The sequence below is a fragment of the Thalassospira sp. MIT1004 genome, from assembly GCF_001858545.1.
GTDB lineage: Bacteria > Pseudomonadota > Alphaproteobacteria > Rhodospirillales > Thalassospiraceae > Thalassospira > Thalassospira xiamenensis.
On the sequence record NZ_MCAO01000011.1, the window covers coordinates 137984 to 155199 of the forward strand.

Genomic DNA, 17216 nt, shown 5'->3' on the forward strand with positions numbered 1-17216 from the left:
ATATGGATTGTTCGCGCCGAGCGAACGAATTATGCCGGATTTTATCCGCTTGCTATGGAAAATCCGTCTGCAACCTCCCAATTTGATGGATTGAAACGGAAAATATAACCGCCAACACCATGACACGTATCAGGGGTACCGCGTTTTGATGTTTGCCAGAACAGAATGGCTGCCTGACAGTCTGGAAGAAAGATTGCCTTTTTCGATCCCGAACCAGCTTTTGCCGCATGAATTCATAACGCCGGAAAACGTATAAGCATCATGGATATTGCAACACTTATCGGGATCGTCGCCGGTATGGGGGTTATCTTTGGCGCCATCCTTATGGGCGGCAGCCTGAATGCCTTTGTCGATCTGCCATCGATCATGGTTGTTTTTGGCGGCACGGCGGCGGCAACGCTGATTAAATTCCCGATGCGTGATGTGATCAAGTCGCTGAAGATCGGGATCAGGATCGCCTTCAAGAACCCAAAGGAAGATCCGCTGTCGATCTATGAAAAGGCCATCGAACTTTCAACACTGGTGCGCAAGAACGGCCTTCTGGGGCTTGAGAATGTCGAGATTGAAAACGACATCATGGCGCGCGGCATTCGCATGTGTGTTGATGGCCATAGCGGTGAAGTCATTCGAAGTTCGATCTCGAGCGAGGTCGAAAAATCGATCCAGAATGACGAACTTGGCGAACTGATGTTCCGCGGGATTGGTGATACCGCCCCGGCCTTTGGCATGATCGGCACACTGGTCGGTCTGGTGCAGATGCTGGCCAACCTGTCGGACCCCGATGCCATCGGCCCGGCCATGGCGATTGCGATGCTGACCACCTTTTATGGTGCGGTTCTAGCCAACCTGATTGCGCTTCCGGTTGCCGACAAATTGGCCCTTAAGGTCGAACAGCTTAAAAGCACCAAGCAGTTGATTATCGAATCTGTGGTCCAGATTCAATCAAGCCAAAGCCCATTGGTGATGAAGGAAATTCTTGGGCCCTATTTGCCGGGCGGTATCCCCAAAGATACCGACAGCGAAGGCGGCGAATAAACCGCGCAACATTCATTTACGACAGATACATAAGGCAACAGGCGTAGAAGATGGCAAAGAAACCGGCAGCAGGAGCTCCCGCATGGATGGCGACATTCGCCGATCTCATGTCATTGCTGCTCGTGCTGTTTGTGCTGTTGCTCACCTTTGCCGAAATGGATGTCATCAAATACAAACAGATTGCCGGATCGGTCAAAACCGCGTTTGGCTTTAGCAAGCAGGACGAACTGGCCGGTGTTGTCGAACTTGATGGTTCGATCCTTGGCAAGGCGCTGAAACAGCCGACCCCTGACACCCCCCGCATTGTTTCCAACATCCCGCCCGTCGAAACGCCCGAGATCGAGATAAAGGAAGGCGACAGCAAATCTGAAAAGGCCGAGGCCCTCGAAGAAACACTGGAAACCGTGCTTCATAAAATGGGCATGACAAACCAGATCGGCGTTGATCGAAAAGACGGCGACGTGGTTGTCCGTTTTCCAAACGAGATTGCCTTTCCATCCGGCTCTTCGGGGATGACAGCGGAATTTGCGGCCATCCTGAACCGGCTTGTACCGGTCATCAATCAGACCGAAGGTCAGGTCGTGGTTTCCGGCCACACCGATAACATTCCGGTATCGTCAAATTCGCCCTATATCTCGAACTGGGATTTATCGGCGGCGCGGGCCACATCGGTCATCCATTACATGATTGATCAGAATGGTACCGACCCGGCCCGCATGGTTGTGCAGGGCCACGGTGACAGCCGCCCGATTGCCGACAACAGCACGCCCGAAGGCCGGGCACAAAACCGACGCGTCGAAATCATGATCGAAATGGTCGATGACGCCGGAAACAATAGCGGCGCGACGACATCCGGACCGACCGGTGGCACAAACACGGAAACAGGCAGTGATGGCATTCCATCACCCGAACAACGTCGAAGCTTTTCAGTACCGGGCAACCAGTAATCATCGGATGCAACCGGGTGACAAAACTCGATAAAGCAGGCAAGCTTGGTGGAATGACAACGCGGTCGCCAAAAAAACTATCCGTCCTGTATGCCGATTACAGTGACCGGAACATCAAGGCAGTGCAGACAGCACTTGAACCGCTGCATCTGGCGGCCTTTCATGCGAGTGACGACCGCGACGCCATCATCGAACTGACCCGTAAACACCGCCCGGATCTGATCCTGATAGGTCTTTATCTGGACGGTATTCGCGGTATTTCGACCATTCGCGACCTGCGTCAAAGCGCGTCGGATGCCGATCCATTCTGCAATCAGGTCCCGGTCTTGCTAGGCGCGCCAAAACTGGATCGTCGCGCCATGCGCGATGCGGTCGAAGCCGGGATTGAAGGCGTCTTTCGCCAGCCGGTCGACGCCGACCGTTTGCGCAAGATCGTTCAAACCGTGATTAAAAAGCCGCGCCGCTTCGTATTCGAAGACAATTATTTCGGCCCGGCACGCGAAGGCGATAATGTCGCCGAACCATCGCGCAAAATACGCCAGCCCCGCAATGCCAGCGCCCTGATCGACCGCGAGATTGAAAAACCGGCCCGACGTCATGACGACATCAAATCGCCTGAACCTGCCGAGGAACCGGCATCGGATCAGAATGGCGAAAAGCCCGCAGCCAAACCGCGACCGTCGCGGTCCGTCACCCTGAAACCTGCGATGCACTCCAAAACATCATCACGCAACGCTGCCACGGTCACACAGACGTTGGACACCAAACGCTCCACCAGTGCCAAGATCGGCATTGAAACCTCTGATGCCAAACCGGGGAAAACGCAGCGCGACTATAACCTTGATGCGGCAGAATCCGTTCGCGCGGTGCTTTCCCCCGTGCCGCAACCGCTTGAAACCGCCAAACTGACCGATGACAGGGCAGAAGACGCAGACCCGGCCGACACCAGCGTTGATGAAAAGCTGGTTGAAATCGATCTGACCGAAGCCCTTAAGGGGCATCGGCTTTGGGTTGATACCGGCGGCAAGGAGGGGGCGATGATGTCGATCAGGCACGCCGATCTGCGCGATGCCGATCTTGAAGGCATCGACCTGACCCGATGTGCCTTGCCGCATGTGTCATTTCGCAATGCCAATTGCAAAAAGGCGGTGCTGCGTCGTTGCGATATGACGGCGGGCGATTTCATCGGCTGCAATCTGGATCATGCCGTGCTTGCCGCCACCCGTCTTTCCGGTGCCAGCTTTACCGATGCCATCTTGCGCAACACGGTGTTTCTCGGCTCTGATCTGGCAGGTGCATCATTTCGCGCCATGACACTGCACAATTGCGATCTGAGCGGTGCCAATCTTGCCCAAACCGATTTCCGCGATGCCGATCTGTCCACGGCCAAGGGATTGTTCGCCGAACAGATCCAAGGCGCACGGATCAACGCCAATACCCGCCTGCCACGTGACATGAAGCTCAAGGATTAAGGATCAGGCTTAAAGCCTAGCGCCGACCAAACATCTTTTCGATGTCGTGCAGTTTCAGTTCAACATAGGTCGGGCGGCCATGGTTGCACTGCCCTGAATGCGGGGTGGCTTCCATCTGGCGCAATAGTGCATTCATTTCATCAGCATTGAGCTTCCGCCCGGACCGCACCGACCCATGGCATGCCATGGTCGCGCAGACATACATCAGCCGGTCCTTAAGGGCCATGCCCTGCCCCAGTTCGACGATCTCGTCGGCCAGATCGCGCACCAGCCCCGCAACATCAACCTTGCCCAGCATTGCGGGCACTTCGCGCACCACCAGCGCACCGGGGCCAAACGGCTCGATCACCAACCCCAATTCGGCAAATTCTTCGGCACGCTCAGCCACCCGTTCGGCAGATGCCTCGTCCAGTTCGACGACTTCGGGCAACAGCAATCCCTGCCGTTTAACGCCATTTTCCGCCAGATCGGCCTTCATACGTTCATAGACAATGCGTTCGTGGGCGGCATGCTGATCAACAATCACCAAGCCATCGCGGGTCTGGGCGATGATATAGTTTGCATGCACCTGCCCGCGCGCAGCGCCCAGCGGATGATCAACAAATTTGGCGACATCAGTGTCGTCGATCCGTGCCGACGGGGCAGCACCGGCATACCCGCCACCATATCCCCCGGCCAGCGCACTGGCGGCAGCCGCGGCAAATCCGCCATTATCACCGCCGGTCTCTCCACCGGCAAAATCACGCCCGCGATCAAACAGGCCACCAAACGAGGTTGCCGGTGCCTGTGCCGCGTAATCGCGCTGTATGGCTGCCGAACCTGGATGGCTGGGTTGATAGGACCCGAAATTATACCCGCCCGAGGCGGGGCGCCCGCCGCCATAGGGCAAGGATGGTCCGTCACCTTCGCGCCGGGCTGCGCCCAGCGCCATATCGGCCACCGTGGTCGATGCCCGGTGCCCGGCCCCGGCCAAGGCGTGTTTGAGCGCGCCGACGATCAACCCACGAACCATGCCCGGATCACGGAACCGGACCTCGGTTTTGCCAGGATGGACGTTGACGTCAACATCACGGGGCGAAAGTTCAAAAAACAGCGCCAGCAACGGATGACGGTCGCGCGCCAGAAAATCCTGATAGGCCCCGCGCACCGCCCCCTGCAACAGCCGGTCCTTGACCGGGCGGCCATTGACAAACATGAACTGCATCTGCGCGTTGCCACGATTCAATGTCGGCACCCCGGCATAGCCGGTCAGGCGAATGCCTTCGCGTTCTGCTTCGATCTGAAGGGCGTTATCCTGAAATTCACGGCCCATAACTGCCCCCAGCCGTTTCAGGCGGGCATCGAACAAATCACCTTCGCAGGCCGGGTAATTCAAAATCTGCTTGTTGCCGTCCCCCGACAGGGTAAAGCCAACATCGGGCCGCGCCATCGCCAGCCGATCCATGATTTCGCGCGCATACATCTGTTCGGTCCGCGCGGTTTTAAGAAACTTCAGCCGGGCGGGTGTCGCATAGAAAAGGTCGCGTACCTCAACTCGCGTGCCAAACGGGTGGGCCACCGGTTCCGGTACGCTTTTCGCCCCACCTTCAACCGTCAACGTCCAGGCATTTTCCGCCCCGCGCACCCGACTGGTCAGGCGCATCCGTGATACCGATCCGATGGATGGTAAGGCTTCGCCGCGAAACCCCATAAAACCGATATTGAACAGATCATCATCGGGCAGCTTGGACGTCGCGTGACGTTCGACCGCAAGGCCAAGTTCATCGGGCGTCATGCCCTTGCCATCGTCAGTCACCGACAACAGGGTCCGCCCACCATCGCGCAAGGTCACGTCTACCCGCGTTGCCCCGGCATCCAGCGCATTTTCCACCAGTTCCTTCAACGCCGCAGCCGGGCGTTCAACCACCTCACCGGCGGCAATTTGGTTGATCAGGTTCTGGGGCAGGACGCGCAGGGTCATGAAGGGAAATGCTCGTTAAATCGGGGTGATATTATTGTGATTGAAACGAACCTATCAAAGCACAAAGCGCGGCGAAATGCCTTTCACCGCGCTTTGTACATTTTAAAGTCAGGATCGGCTTAAAACGCCAGATCGCCTTCGGGTTTGCCCACCACCGTCACGGTAACATTGGCCGGATCAAGCAGTTCGCTGGCAACCCGGTTGACGTCATCAAGGGTGACGGCCTCGACAAAGCTATTGCGTTTATCAAGGAAGTCCTTGCCCAGTTCCTGCATCTGCATGCCAACCAGCATGCCCGACAGGTTGCCAAGGCTGGTAAAGCGCAGCGGGAAGGCCCCGGTCAGATAGGATTTGGCGTTATCGAGTTCTTCCTGCGACACGCCTTTGTCCTTCATCTTCTGCCATTCATCGCCAATAATCGACAGGCTTTGGCCGATGGCATCGTTGCGCGTCGCAACTCCGCCCGTGATCAGCTCAGCCTTGTCCATATCGGCCAGATAGCTGTATACGCCGTAAGCAAGGCCGCGCTTTTCACGCACTTCCTCTGTCAGGCGCGATGAAAAACCGCCGCCGCCAAGGATATAGTTCATGACATAGGCGGCATAGAAATCCGGGTCCTTGCGCGCGATACCCTTCTGGCCCCAGACTGCCTGGCTTTGCGGGATGTCCTGCTGAATGACCTCGATCCCGCCAAATTTTGGCGTGACTTCGGGAATGGCCGGAAGGTCGCTTTTGTCCGGCAGACCGCCAAAGGCTTCGTCAAGCAATGGGCCGAGTTCCTCGGCCGTGATATCGCCCGCGACCCCGATCACCAGATTGTCGCGCGCCATGGCATGACGGACAAATTCACGGAAATCATTGGCATTCAGGCTACTGACCGATGCCATCGTTCCCGATACCGGATTGGCATAGGGATGATCACCAAAGATCGATTTGAAAAACGCCTTGCCGGCAATATCGCCCGGATCATTTTCCGCCCGGCGCAAGCCCGAAATCACCTGTGCACGGATGCGTTCAACCGCCTCGTCGTCAAAGCGCGGCTCGGTAAGCGCCAGACGCAGAAGATCAATCGCCGTGTCGCGTTCGCGCGTCAATGTCACCATTGATCCGGAAAAATCATCGCGACCGGCATCAAAGGAAATGCTGATCGACCGGTCTTCCATTTCGGTGCGGAAGGTCTGGCTGTCCATTTCGCCAGCCCCCTCGTCGATCAGGCCCGACACCATATTGGCAAGCCCCCCCTTGCCTTCCGGGTCGGTCGCGGAACCGGCCCCCTTGAAGGCAAAATCAACCGTCAGAAGCGGGTTCAGGTGATCTTCGATCAGCCATGCGGTAATGCCGCCATCCGATGTGACTTCCTGTACCTCGACAGCCCTTGCGTGGCTGGCAAATGACGTCATCAACAGGGTGGCCGATGCCAGCCCCAGCAGGGTTTTGCGCATTTTCATTACCGGAATTGTCTTTGCAATATAGCTCATGATCAATGCACCTCCTGCTCGCCGGTGACCGGCGCGGTTGGCATGCCGTTCACCGGGCCGCCTTCGGGCGGCTGCAACCAGCCGGTTACTGAACGTTTATCGTCAAATACCGATTTGGCAGCTTCGTTGACCTGCTCGACCGTTACCGACTTGATCCGATCCGGCCAGCTTTCAACCTGATCGACGGTCAAACCAACCGCCAGCGCTTCGCCCAGGGTACGCGCAGCCGCCGAAAGGGAGTCACGGGCGAAAACCGCACTATCAAGAAGCTTCTGCTTGGCACGCGCCAGTTCTTCCTCGGTCACGCCATTTTCCGCAACCTTGGCAATTTCGGCATCTACCGCCTTCTCCAGATCGGCCAGTTCGACACCGTCGCGCGGGACGGCATACAGGCCAAAGCTTGCCAGATCAACCGCAACCGGGTCATAGAAAGTCCCGGCACTGGTCGCAATCGACTGATCGACAACAAGGGATCGGAAGAAACGGCTGGTCGTGCCCGATCCAAGGATTTCGCTCAGGACCTCAAGCGGGGCGGCCTGATCGGCATTTTCGCTGTTGTAGGACGGTGCAAGGTAATAACGCGACATGGATGCCTGCCCGACGCGCGGATCGGTCAGCGTTACCTTGCGCGGGGCATGCTGGGTCGGTTCCTTGACACGGTGGCGGGTGGCAACGTCGCCCGCCGGAATGACACCATAATATTTTTCGGCCAGCGGTTTAAGCTGATCCATGGTGATGTCCCCGGCCACGACCAGAATGGCGTTATTGGGCGCATACCATTTGCGATAAAACGCCAGCGCGTCATCGGTCGACAGGGTTTCCATCTCATTGAGCCAGCCGATGATCGACCGGCCATAGGGATGGGCCATATAAAGGGCAGCCCGCATCTGTTCACCCAGAAGCGCACCGGGATTGTTATCAATCCGTGATCTGCGTTCTTCGATGATCACGTCGCGTTCGGGTAAAACCACATCATCGGAAAGCTGAAGATTCTGCATCCGGTCGGCTTCCATCTGCATGACCATTTCAAGCCGGTCACGCGCGATATTCTGGAAATACCCGGTATAGTCCCATGCGGTGAATGCATTGTCATTGCCGCCATTGCGCGCAACGATCTTGGAAAAATCACCCGGGGCAATGTCCTTCGTACCCTTGAACATCAGATGTTCAAGGAAATGGGCAATCCCTGATACGCCCTCAGTCTCGTCGGCGGATCCGACCTTGTACCAGACCATATGGGTTACGACCGGGGCGCGGTGATTTTCCACCAGCACAACCTGCATGCCGTTATCAAGGGTCATGGTTTGCGGGCTGAAAACCGCCGCCCCGGCCAAATGGGGGCTCAGGATCATAAGAACAGCGGCAAGCAGGCCAATTGGCCCGCGCGCAAATATCGAAATCGGGGATCGGGTCGGAAATGTCATTACGTCATCCCAATGCTATAAGCAGGATCGCCAGGAAGCAGGCAGGGTGCCTGATCTATACGGCAACGGACAAGTTTTGATTAAGAACTGAATATGACAGAACAAGGGCGCGGAAAGACCGCGCCCTGCCATAATTCGAATTTTGTTCTATTTCCGGGACAACTCACCGGAAAGTGACCGCAACACCCTAGAAGATATCTTCCAGCCAGCCTTTCTGACGGCGTTCGATGACCGGTGTTTCACCTTCGGAAACCGACTCACCCAATGCCTGCTGATCGCGGATGCGCTTGGCTTCGGCTTCGGCATCAACCTGGGTGCCAAATTGCGGTTTTTCCTGCCAGAAGATCAGCTTGTCGACGACGCTGTCGCTTTCTTCGATAAAGATCGATGTTTCACGATCAACCGTGGTGCGGATTGCCGGATCGGCATATTGCGCGCCCGACTGCGACAGCAGGGCAACCTGCCCCTGACTGCGATTGCCATCGGTGATATCACGCTTGACCGCGTCCGGGTCTTCACCGGTCAGGATACGACGCGCCTGATCGGTGGTCGTGCCGGTCTGCGGGCGCGGTGCGCCCGGTTCCGGAACACGCAGCGTGAAATCAGGCGGCAGGCTCAGCGGTGCACGGGAAACAACCTGAAACTCGTCCGGAGCCGTTTTGTTCAGACCAAACGTTTCACGCGTTGATTCACAACCGGACACGGCAAATGCCAAACCGCCCAGCAGCGCAACTTTGAAAATCGATGTCGATAGTTTCCGGGCCATTGATGCCTCTTTACCACTCAGTCTCCGGCACGGAATTGCCGGATCAAAAATTACCTGGATGATTTTTTACCGCCAAACAGGGAATCGATCAACAAAAGGACTGCACCAATCGTAATTGCGCTGTCCGCAATGTTGAAAACCGGCCAATGATAGCCTGCAACATGCATATCGATAAAGTCGGTTACCGCCCCGTGACGCAACCGGTCAACAAGGTTGCCAACCGCCCCGCCAACCACAAGCGCCAGCGCAATGCCCAACAACCGGTCGCGCGTCCGCCACATCCAGATCAGGAAGCCGACGGTAATTGCCGCCGTCGCCAAAATCATGACCCACGGCGCCTGCCCCTGGAACAGGCCGAATGAAACGCCACTGTTCCATGCCAGCAGGAAATTCATGAACGGCGTGACTTCAATCACGCGATGCGGGTTTGACAATCCGTCAATCGCCAGCTGCTTGGTCCACTGATCGACGGCAAAGACAACCGCAATAATGACCAGCCCAAAGACAAAGGCACGATGTTTCATCAACACTCTTTCTGTCTTGCCTGAACACGGTCTTCCGAATGGACAGACCAGAACCGGAAACGGGCCGCCTTATTGGGCGGCCTCGATCCCCATTTCATCAACGGCATCAGCACAGCGCAGGCACACGGTTTTGTGCACCGGGTGGCTGCCGACTTCGGGCAATGTCTGCCAGCAACGCTCGCATTTCTCGCCCTCGGCCAATGCCGGAACCACACCAACGCCGGTAACTTCTTCAAGGGTATAGGCCCCTTCGGGTGCGTCGCCGGTGATCAGTTCTACATCAGATGTGATGGCGATTTCGGCAAGATTAAGGCCATTAAGCGCTTCGACATATTCCGCCGTTGCATAGACCTTCGGTGCGGCATCAAGGCTGGCCCCGATGCGTTTTTCGGCACGTTCCAGTTCCAGCGCACCGGTTACAACGCGACGCAGCTTGCGGATTTTTTCCCACTTGGCGGCCAGCGCGTCGTTTTTCCAGCCATCCGAGATCGTGTTGAACGTCTCGGAATGAACCGAACTGTCGGCACCATAGCGCGCGCGCCATGCCTCGTCGGCGGTAAAGCACAGAACCGGTGCCAGCCAGCGCACCAGACTGTCAAACACGCGGTCCATAACGGTACGCGCCGCACGGCGTTTGGCACTGCTTGGCGCGTCGCAATAAAGCGCGTCCTTGCGGATATCGAGGTAAAACGCCGACATATCAAGCGCACAGAAGTTATGCAGTTCGATAAACAGCGTATGGAAATCGAAATCCGCCGTCGTCTTGCGCACCAGATCGTCCAGCTTGCTCAGACGATGCAGGACCCAGCGTTCCAGTTCCGGCAATTCGTTATCCGCAACCTTTTCCGCCTCGGTAAAGCCGTCAAGATTGCCCAGCAGGAAACGCAGCGTATTACGCAGGCGGCGATAGATGTCCGAATGACGTTCGATGATCTCGTGGCTGATGCGCAGGTCATCGTGATAGTCGGAACTGACCACCCAAAGACGCAGGATATCCGCACCAAGCTTGTTGATGATGTCCTGGGGCGCGATGACGTTGCCAAGCGACTTGGACATCTTGCGGCCTTCGCCGTCCAGAACGAAACCGTGCGTTAGAACCGCGTCATAAGGCGCACGGCCGCGCGTGCCGCAGGATTCCAGCAAAGAGCTATGGAACCAGCCGCGATGCTGATCCGATCCTTCAAGGTAAAGATCAGCCGGCCATTTCAGGTCCTGGCGTTCTTCCAGCACGAAGGCATGGGTCGAACCGGAATCAAACCAGACGTCAAGAACGTCGGTGACCTGTTCGAAATCCTTGGCGTCATATCTGTCGCCCAGGAAATATTGCGCATCGCGGGTGAACCATGCATCGGCACCTTCTTCGCAGAAGGCGTCGTAAACACGGTTCAGCACGTCCTGATCGCGCAGCGGTTCACGGGTGTTTTTATTGATGAACACCGTGATCGGCACCCCCCAGGCACGCTGGCGCGAAACGCACCAGTCCGGGCGATTGGCAATCATCGAATGCAGACGGTTACGCCCGCCTTCCGGCACAAAGCGGGTTTCATCAATCGCCTTCAACGCCTTTTCGCGCAGGTCATTATCCTTCATGGAAATGAACCATTGCGGTGTGGTGCGATAGATAATCGGCGCCTTGGATCGCCAGGAGCACGGATAGGAGTGCTTCAGACGCCCGCGCGACAGCAACGCGCCAACCTCGACCAGCTTGGCAATGACCGCTTCGTTGGCATCGGCTTCCTTGCCATTTTCATCATAGATGCGTTTGCCGGCAAACAGCGGCACGGTCGGGTAATAAGCCCCTTCACCATCCACCATTTCCGGGATTTCAAGACCGTATTTCAGACCGGTTTGGTAATCGTCCGGGCCATGCGTCGGCGCGGTATGGACAAAGCCGGTACCGGTGTCGGTCGTGACATAATCCGCCGCCAGAAGCGGCACGTCAAACTCATAACCCTGCCCACGGAACGGATGGGCGGCAATGGTGCCTTCAAGGTCGGAACCCTTGAAATTGCCAACAACCTTGTGCCCGGTGATGCGACCGTTTTTACAAACGTCTTCGACCAGATCGGCACAGATCGCCATTTTCTCGCCGACCTTGGCCCAGGCTTCTTCGGCGGTTTCGGTCACTTCGATCACGACATAGTCGATCTCGGCCCCGTACGAAATCGCGCGGTTGCCGGGGATCGTCCATGGGGTTGTGGTCCAGATCAGGATCGTCGCATCGGAAAGGGCGTCGACCTTGGATGAAACAACCGGGAACCGGACATGGATCGTTTTGCTGGTGTGGTCGTGATATTCGACCTCGGCCTCGGCCAGGGCGGTTTTTTCGACCACCGACCACATGACCGGCTTCGAGCCCATATAGAGCGAGCCGTTCATCAGGAATTTGCCAAGCTCGCGGGCAATCGATGCCTCGGCCTTGTAATCCATGGTGACATAGGGATTGTCCCAGTCGCCCATCACGCCAAGCCGCTTGAATTCCTCGCGCTGGATATCAAGCCATTTCTGGGCGAACTCGCGGCATTCCTTGCGGAATTCGGCAATCGGCACGTCGTCCTTGTTCTTGCCTTTGGCACGGTATTGTTCTTCGATCTTCCATTCGATCGGAAGCCCGTGACAATCCCAGCCCGGCACATAAACCGCGTTCTTGCCCAGCATCTGCTGCGAACGGGTGATCACGTCTTTCAGGATTTTGTTGAGTGCATGACCAATATGCAGATGGCCATTGGCATAGGGCGGGCCATCATGCAGGACAAACATTTCACGATCCGCCGAAATACCGCGAATTTTGCCATAGAGGTCCTCTTTCGCCCACTGTTCCAGCAGGGTCGGCTCCATCTTTGGCAAACCCGCCCGCATCGGAAAATCGGTCTTGGGCAGGATAACGGTCTTTTTGTATTCGACACTCATCGTGACGGTCCTGTCGTCTTTAAACAAATTACAAGGGCGAACCCCCGGTGATACTGGCTGCCCCCGTAAAGGCGCGCGGATCATAACGGGTTCGTCGACAAATTCAAATCTTGCCGAGAATCTCTTTGGCGGCAATCACATCCGCGGCGATCTGGGCTTTCAGTGCATCAAGCCCGTCGAACTTCTGTTCGCCCCGGATAAAGCCGTGCAAACGCACGCGAACGCGACGGCCATAGATGTCCTGATCGAAATCGAACAGGTGGGCTTCAAGCCCGGCATCCGCATCCCCGCCAAAGCTGGGGCGAACACCAATATTTGCGACTCCGTCGATCCAGCGTTCAACGGTTTCGTCATTTGCGTCCGATATCAGGCCAAGCTGAACGGCATAAACACCAAATTTCGGACGCAGATGATTGCCAAGTGCAACATTGGCAGTCGGGAAACCAATCGTCCGGCCGCGCTGATCGCCCTTGATCACCACACCGGCTACTTCCCACGGGCGCCCCAGCAAATGGGTCGCATCCTGCGGGCGGCCATCGCGCAGCGCCTGTCGGATCGCGGTCGAGGAATAGATGATCCCGTTATCATGCGTCACCGCCTCAATCGCCGTCACGCCGAAACCGGACTTTTCGCCAATTGCACGCAGCAGATCGACATTTCCCGCCCGGCCCTTGCCAAAGCAGAAATCCCAGCCAACGACGACATGGCGCACACCAAGCCCGTTCACCAGAATGCGCTCGATGAATTCTTCGGCGCTCATGGCGGCAAAATCGCGGTCAAAGCGGGCTTCGAAAAACAGCTCAATATCCAGATCAGACGCCGCCGTAATCCTGTCATCAGCCGATGTCAGGCGGAATTCCGGTTCGCCCGCCCGGAACAGCATCCGGGGATGGGGCTCAAACGTAAGGATCCCCAGCGGCGCATCCAGATCGCGGGCGATTTCGCGCGCATGATCAAGCAATGTCTGATGGCCTAGGTGAAGGCCGTCAAAATTACCAATCGCAACGACCGCACCGCGTGCGTCATCTGTCAGATTGTCAAAAGATCGAAAAACGCGCATCCGCGCCGGTCTCTCTTTTTTTGCTCGTCATCATGCCGGCAGATCGCATATCCGCACGGTCCAGCGGGCAGCTATAAAGCGCGCAAGCCCGAAGCGTAAAGACTTTTCCGACAAAAGATGCTTATTGGCGTGACGGCACCATCACCATCGCCTCGCCCGCAATCACGCATTTATCGCCGACATAACAATTGGTTTCCAGAACCACACGGCGCTTGGGCGCGATGATTTCGCGCACCGTGACCTTTGCGGTAACGGTATCGCCAATGCGGACCGGTGCCTTGAACTGCAAATTCTGCGACAGGTAAATCGTGCCCGGCCCCGGAAGACGCGTGCCCAGAACGGTTGAAATAAAACCGGCCGACAGCATGCCATGCGCAATGCGGCCTTCAAACATCGTGGTTTCGGCAAATTCCTGATTAAGATGAACCGGATTTGTATCGCCGGACAATCCGGCAAACATCACGATATCGGTTTCGGTGACGGTTTTGGCGTAGCTGCCGACCATGCCGATCTCGATATCCTCAAGATACAGCCCTTCCAGTCCGTTCATCTCTCTCATTTCCTGACTTTCCTTGCCTGTTTTCGATCGCCACGTCTGACTTCTGATTTATTTTTGCGCCGCAGCATTCGCAATATTATTTCGTGTTTTCTTTTTTCGGCAATGGATAATTGGTTGAACAGGGTAATTTAACCGGCTTGCCATATCGGCTATGCCTGCCCAAATGGGAACTTCCGTCACGCCCCGTCACGGTGCAAACTGCCTCTCAGAACAACAAATTGCGGAAAACGTCCATGAATGCGACCACTGCTGACATCTATGAAATCGCCATGGGCCGATGGAGCCGCCGCCTGTCGCGCAGCTTCCTTGATTTCGTTGCCGCCCCATCCTGCGGTGCGCTGATTGATGTCGGTTGCGGTACCGGGAGCCTCACACTTGCCGCCGCCACGCGCTATCCCAAGGCCCGGATTGTCGGGGTGGACCTGATCCCCGATTACCTGTCCGAAGCCCTTCTCAGCGCTGCCGAGAATGTCAGCTTTGAAACCGGCGACGCCAGCAACCTGCCCTTTGCCGATGACAGCTTCGACACCGCCTTTTCGCAATTGCTGTTAAACGATCTGGATGGTCCGGCGGGTGCTGTTTCGGAAATGGTCCGGGTCACGAAACCGGGCGGGCGGATTGCGGCAAGTGTCTGGGACCGTGCCGGGGGATTATCTTTTATCCGGCTGTTTCTGGATGCTGCCGCGGTTGTCGCCTATCCATCAGGCGATGAATTGCGCAGCAGGATTTTTGATATCCCCTATCAAAGCGAAGACGCCCTGTTTGATCTTTGGTCCGATGCGGGTTTGGGCGATGTTGATACCGCAACCTTGTCGATCCGCATGGATTTTCTGGATTTCGAGGATTACTGGCAGTCGCTTCTGGGGGCACACAGCCTGATCCGCGATTTCTTTAACGATCTTGATCCGGAACTGGCCCTGCAGCTGCGCACCGCTACCGAACGGTCCTATCTGGGGGGCAAGGATGATGGCCGCCGGTCGCTGGTCGCATCCGCCATGGTTGTGCGTGGCATCGTCGGGGAATAGGCGACGATTACATCAAGACCGGCGAAACGGCATCCACAATACCGACCAAAGGCTTTGACTGCGTTTGTCGCGAAATTCCTCAAGTCCGATCTGCATGTCATGATCATTGGTTTGCGTGTGATCGACATAGCTGACAAACAGCCGGTCCCAAACTGACAGGATATTTCCGTAATTGCTGTTGGTTTCGCCTATCAGGCTGGAATGATGGACCCGGTGCATATCAGGCGTCACAATCAATCGGCGCAATAACCGGTCAAACCCGCCGGGCAAATGAACATTGCCGTGATTAAACAGCGCAAATCCGCTTAGCATGCTTTCATAAATCACCACCGCCCAAGGGTCGGCCCCCAGCAAAACAACAAACAGCGATTTGTAGATTGCGGATGCCAAAATCTCGAATGGGTGAAACCGCACCGCGGTCGAGACATCAAATTCGATGTCGCAATGATGCACCCTGTGGAACCGCCAGAAAACCGGCACGATATGCGTCAGGCGGTGCTGCCAGTAAACTGCACAATCAAGCGCGACGATTGCAATCAGGCCACTCAGCCACCCGGGCAGGCTCATCAATTCCTCGCCCTGATTGATCACGCCCCAGCCCTGCTGCCCGGCCAGAATGGCCGCGGCAATCATCGCGGCCCCGATGGTGAAACGGGTTAATGCAGCCCCCATCAACAGCAAACCAAAATTGGTCAGCCACCGCCCCGGGTTGCGCAACCCACCCGCCGGACGATAAGGCATTAACGCCTCCCACATTGCCATCACGACAAGGATGGCGGCAAAGATGCCCAATCTTAAAAACCCTGCCTGTTGATCCATCTTGTTCCTGCCAAACACCACGCACTGCAACGACGACTGTGTCTTTATGGTCATAGTCGATGATATTGAAACAATACAGTACCTTGCCCATCGCAAGTCCATCACCATTATGTTAGATGAAGGATGTGTGACGAAGCAGTCCTGCCAAAAACCGTTTCTGAACCGGTTGTCGCGGGGCACCGGCAGGAGGATTTGATGGGTCAGGCGACAGGACGTATTGCGGCAATGCTATTCGGGGTTCTGATCCTCGTGCCGTTCGCGACCATCGCCCGCGCTGATGGCCCGCCTTTTGACCTGCCGGTCGATTGCCTTTATGGCCAGTGCGATGTGGTTCATTATGTCGATCACGATCCCGGCCCTGAAATCCGTGATTTTGCCTGTGGCACCACCACCTATGAAGGCCATCGCGGAACCGATTTTTCCATTCCTGACGAAGCCACCATGATTGGCGGGGTCGAGGTCAATGCAGTTGCCGCCGGAACCGTGATCGCCACCCGCGACGGGGTCGAGGATATCGACGCCGGCCGTCTGGTCGGGGATGCGCTTAAGGGGATCGAATGCGGCAATGGCATTCTGATCAACCATGATGACGGCTGGCAAAGCCAGTATTGCCATCTGCGCCGCGGATCGCTGGCGGTGAAAAAAGGTGATACGGTCGAACGCGGTCAGACAATCGGACTGATCGGCATGTCCGGTCAGGCCACCTTCCCGCATCTTCATTTCAACCTGCGCAAGGATAACCAGCTGGTCGATCCGTTCAGCGGTACTCCGATGGGTGCCGTCACCCCGCAGGATTGCAATGCCAGTAACGCCGTTCTTTGGACCGAGGCCGCCAAGGAACAGATGTCCTATCGCGCCATAACGCTTTATGCGTCGGGATTTTCGTCGGCCAAACCCAATGCCACCGACATTAAACGCGGCTATGGCAAAAGCAGCGAACTCCCCGCCTCAAGCCCCGGCCTGTTTTTCTGGGCTTATCTGATTGGTGCCAGCAACGGCGATATCATCCGATTAAGCATGGATGGCCCGAACGGCATTGGCGGACACCGCGATTTCACCATCAATGTCGAAAACGATAACGGCCCGCGCGCCAAGTGGTTTTACGTCAATATCAACCGCCCCGGTGATCGCTGGCCCGCAGGGGCCTATCGCGGTGAAGTCACCTTTACCCGCCCCGGCCAACCACCCAGGGAAATCGGCATCACCGAGCTTGCCATTCGCTGACAACGCCGCCGAT

Annotated in this window: 14 protein-coding genes; 5 read left to right on the forward strand and 9 right to left on the reverse strand. The window is 56.6% G+C overall.

All coding sequences use genetic code 11. The features are described 5' to 3' along the window. The first annotated feature begins 261 nt into the window (after positions 1 to 261). From BC440_RS05425 to BC440_RS05435, 3 genes are read left to right on the forward strand one after another with little or no spacing between them, the layout of a single operon-like run. Positions 262 to 1035 carry a MotA/TolQ/ExbB proton channel family protein gene (locus BC440_RS05425; protein ID WP_007090151.1) on the forward strand — a complete coding sequence of 258 codons (774 nt, stop codon included), beginning with the start codon at positions 262 to 264 and terminating at the stop codon, positions 1033 to 1035. A gap of 50 nt (positions 1036 to 1085) precedes the next feature. Next, positions 1086 to 1982: an OmpA family protein gene (locus BC440_RS05430; RefSeq protein WP_074624792.1), complete on the forward strand. Its 897-nt coding sequence runs from the start codon at positions 1086 to 1088 to the stop codon at positions 1980 to 1982. A gap of 17 nt (positions 1983 to 1999) precedes the next feature. Beyond that, the gene (locus BC440_RS05435; protein ID WP_065701768.1) at positions 2000 to 3454 is read left to right on the forward strand and encodes a pentapeptide repeat-containing protein; all 1455 of its coding nucleotides are present in this window, start codon (positions 2000 to 2002) and stop codon (positions 3452 to 3454) included. 16 nt (positions 3455 to 3470) lie between these two features. Here the strand turns inward: BC440_RS05435 and mutL are convergent, their stop codons facing one another. The 8 genes from mutL to BC440_RS05475 form a co-directional block, all read right to left on the reverse strand. Then, positions 3471 to 5414: a DNA mismatch repair endonuclease MutL gene (gene mutL / locus BC440_RS05440; protein ID WP_065701769.1), complete on the reverse strand. Its 1944-nt coding sequence runs from the start codon at positions 5412 to 5414 to the stop codon at positions 3471 to 3473. 119 nt (positions 5415 to 5533) lie between these two features. Continuing rightward, positions 5534 to 6892 carry a pitrilysin family protein gene (locus BC440_RS05445; RefSeq protein ID WP_065701770.1) on the reverse strand — a complete coding sequence of 453 codons (1359 nt, stop codon included), beginning with the start codon at positions 6890 to 6892 and terminating at the stop codon, positions 5534 to 5536. 2 nt (positions 6893 to 6894) lie between these two features. Further along, positions 6895 to 8316: a pitrilysin family protein gene (locus BC440_RS05450; RefSeq protein WP_063093213.1), complete on the reverse strand. Its 1422-nt coding sequence runs from the start codon at positions 8314 to 8316 to the stop codon at positions 6895 to 6897. 187 nt (positions 8317 to 8503) lie between these two features. Then, positions 8504 to 9082, reverse strand: coding sequence for a DUF3035 domain-containing protein (locus tag BC440_RS05455; RefSeq protein WP_007090157.1), 579 nt, complete (start codon positions 9080 to 9082; stop codon positions 8504 to 8506). Positions 9083 to 9132: 50 nt separating this feature from the next. Then, positions 9133 to 9606, reverse strand: a complete 474-nt coding sequence (gene lspA, locus BC440_RS05460) for a signal peptidase II (protein ID WP_007090158.1) — start codon at positions 9604 to 9606, stop codon at positions 9133 to 9135. A 69-nt stretch (positions 9607 to 9675) separates the two neighbouring features. Beyond that, positions 9676 to 12516, reverse strand: coding sequence for an isoleucine--tRNA ligase (ileS, locus tag BC440_RS05465; protein ID WP_065701771.1), 2841 nt, complete (start codon positions 12514 to 12516; stop codon positions 9676 to 9678). A gap of 103 nt (positions 12517 to 12619) precedes the next feature. Further along, positions 12620 to 13576, reverse strand: a complete 957-nt coding sequence (locus tag BC440_RS05470; protein WP_065701772.1) for a bifunctional riboflavin kinase/FAD synthetase — start codon at positions 13574 to 13576, stop codon at positions 12620 to 12622. Between the two features lie 121 nt (positions 13577 to 13697). Beyond that, positions 13698 to 14135 carry a MaoC family dehydratase gene (locus BC440_RS05475; RefSeq protein WP_037987282.1) on the reverse strand — a complete coding sequence of 146 codons (438 nt, stop codon included), beginning with the start codon at positions 14133 to 14135 and terminating at the stop codon, positions 13698 to 13700. Positions 14136 to 14368: 233 nt separating this feature from the next. Here BC440_RS05475 and BC440_RS05480 point away from each other — a divergent pair, with 233 nt between their 5' ends. Beyond that, complete coding sequence (locus BC440_RS05480) at positions 14369 to 15160, forward strand: class I SAM-dependent methyltransferase (RefSeq protein WP_065701773.1); 792 nt, start codon at positions 14369 to 14371, stop codon at positions 15158 to 15160. A 12-nt stretch (positions 15161 to 15172) separates the two neighbouring features. On the opposite strand, the gene BC440_RS05485 is transcribed toward BC440_RS05480, so the two are convergent. Further along, positions 15173 to 15901 (reverse strand): sterol desaturase family protein, encoded by a 729-nt coding sequence (locus BC440_RS05485; protein ID WP_247643532.1) that lies wholly within the window; start codon positions 15899 to 15901, stop codon positions 15173 to 15175. 273 nt (positions 15902 to 16174) lie between these two features. Here BC440_RS05485 and BC440_RS05490 point away from each other — a divergent pair, with 273 nt between their 5' ends. After that, positions 16175 to 17203, forward strand: a complete 1029-nt coding sequence (locus tag BC440_RS05490) for a M23 family metallopeptidase (protein ID WP_037987483.1) — start codon at positions 16175 to 16177, stop codon at positions 17201 to 17203. Positions 17204 to 17216: the final 13 nt, after the last annotated feature.

Coding starts and splice junctions, on each gene's coding strand:
- BC440_RS05450 (WP_063093213.1), bottom strand. CDS start 8,316: ATGACATTTCCGACCCGATCCCCGATTTCGATATTTGCGCGCGGGCCA.
- BC440_RS05425 (WP_007090151.1), top strand. CDS start 262: ATGGATATTGCAACACTTATCGGGATCGTCGCCGGTATGGGGGTTATC.
- BC440_RS05475 (WP_037987282.1), bottom strand. CDS start 14,135: ATGAGAGAGATGAACGGACTGGAAGGGCTGTATCTTGAGGATATCGAG.
- BC440_RS05470 (WP_065701772.1), bottom strand. CDS start 13,576: ATGCGCGTTTTTCGATCTTTTGACAATCTGACAGATGACGCACGCGGT.
- BC440_RS05480 (WP_065701773.1), top strand. CDS start 14,369: ATGAATGCGACCACTGCTGACATCTATGAAATCGCCATGGGCCGATGG.
- BC440_RS05430 (WP_074624792.1), top strand. CDS start 1,086: ATGGCAAAGAAACCGGCAGCAGGAGCTCCCGCATGGATGGCGACATTC.
- BC440_RS05445 (WP_065701770.1), bottom strand. CDS start 6,892: ATGAGCTATATTGCAAAGACAATTCCGGTAATGAAAATGCGCAAAACC.
- BC440_RS05455 (WP_007090157.1), bottom strand. CDS start 9,082: ATGGCCCGGAAACTATCGACATCGATTTTCAAAGTTGCGCTGCTGGGC.
- mutL (WP_065701769.1), bottom strand. CDS start 5,414: ATGACCCTGCGCGTCCTGCCCCAGAACCTGATCAACCAAATTGCCGCC.
- lspA (WP_007090158.1), bottom strand. CDS start 9,606: ATGAAACATCGTGCCTTTGTCTTTGGGCTGGTCATTATTGCGGTTGTC.
- ileS (WP_065701771.1), bottom strand. CDS start 12,516: ATGAGTGTCGAATACAAAAAGACCGTTATCCTGCCCAAGACCGATTTT.
- BC440_RS05485 (WP_247643532.1), bottom strand. CDS start 15,901: ATGCCTTATCGTCCGGCGGGTGGGTTGCGCAACCCGGGGCGGTGGCTG.
- BC440_RS05490 (WP_037987483.1), top strand. CDS start 16,175: ATGGGTCAGGCGACAGGACGTATTGCGGCAATGCTATTCGGGGTTCTG.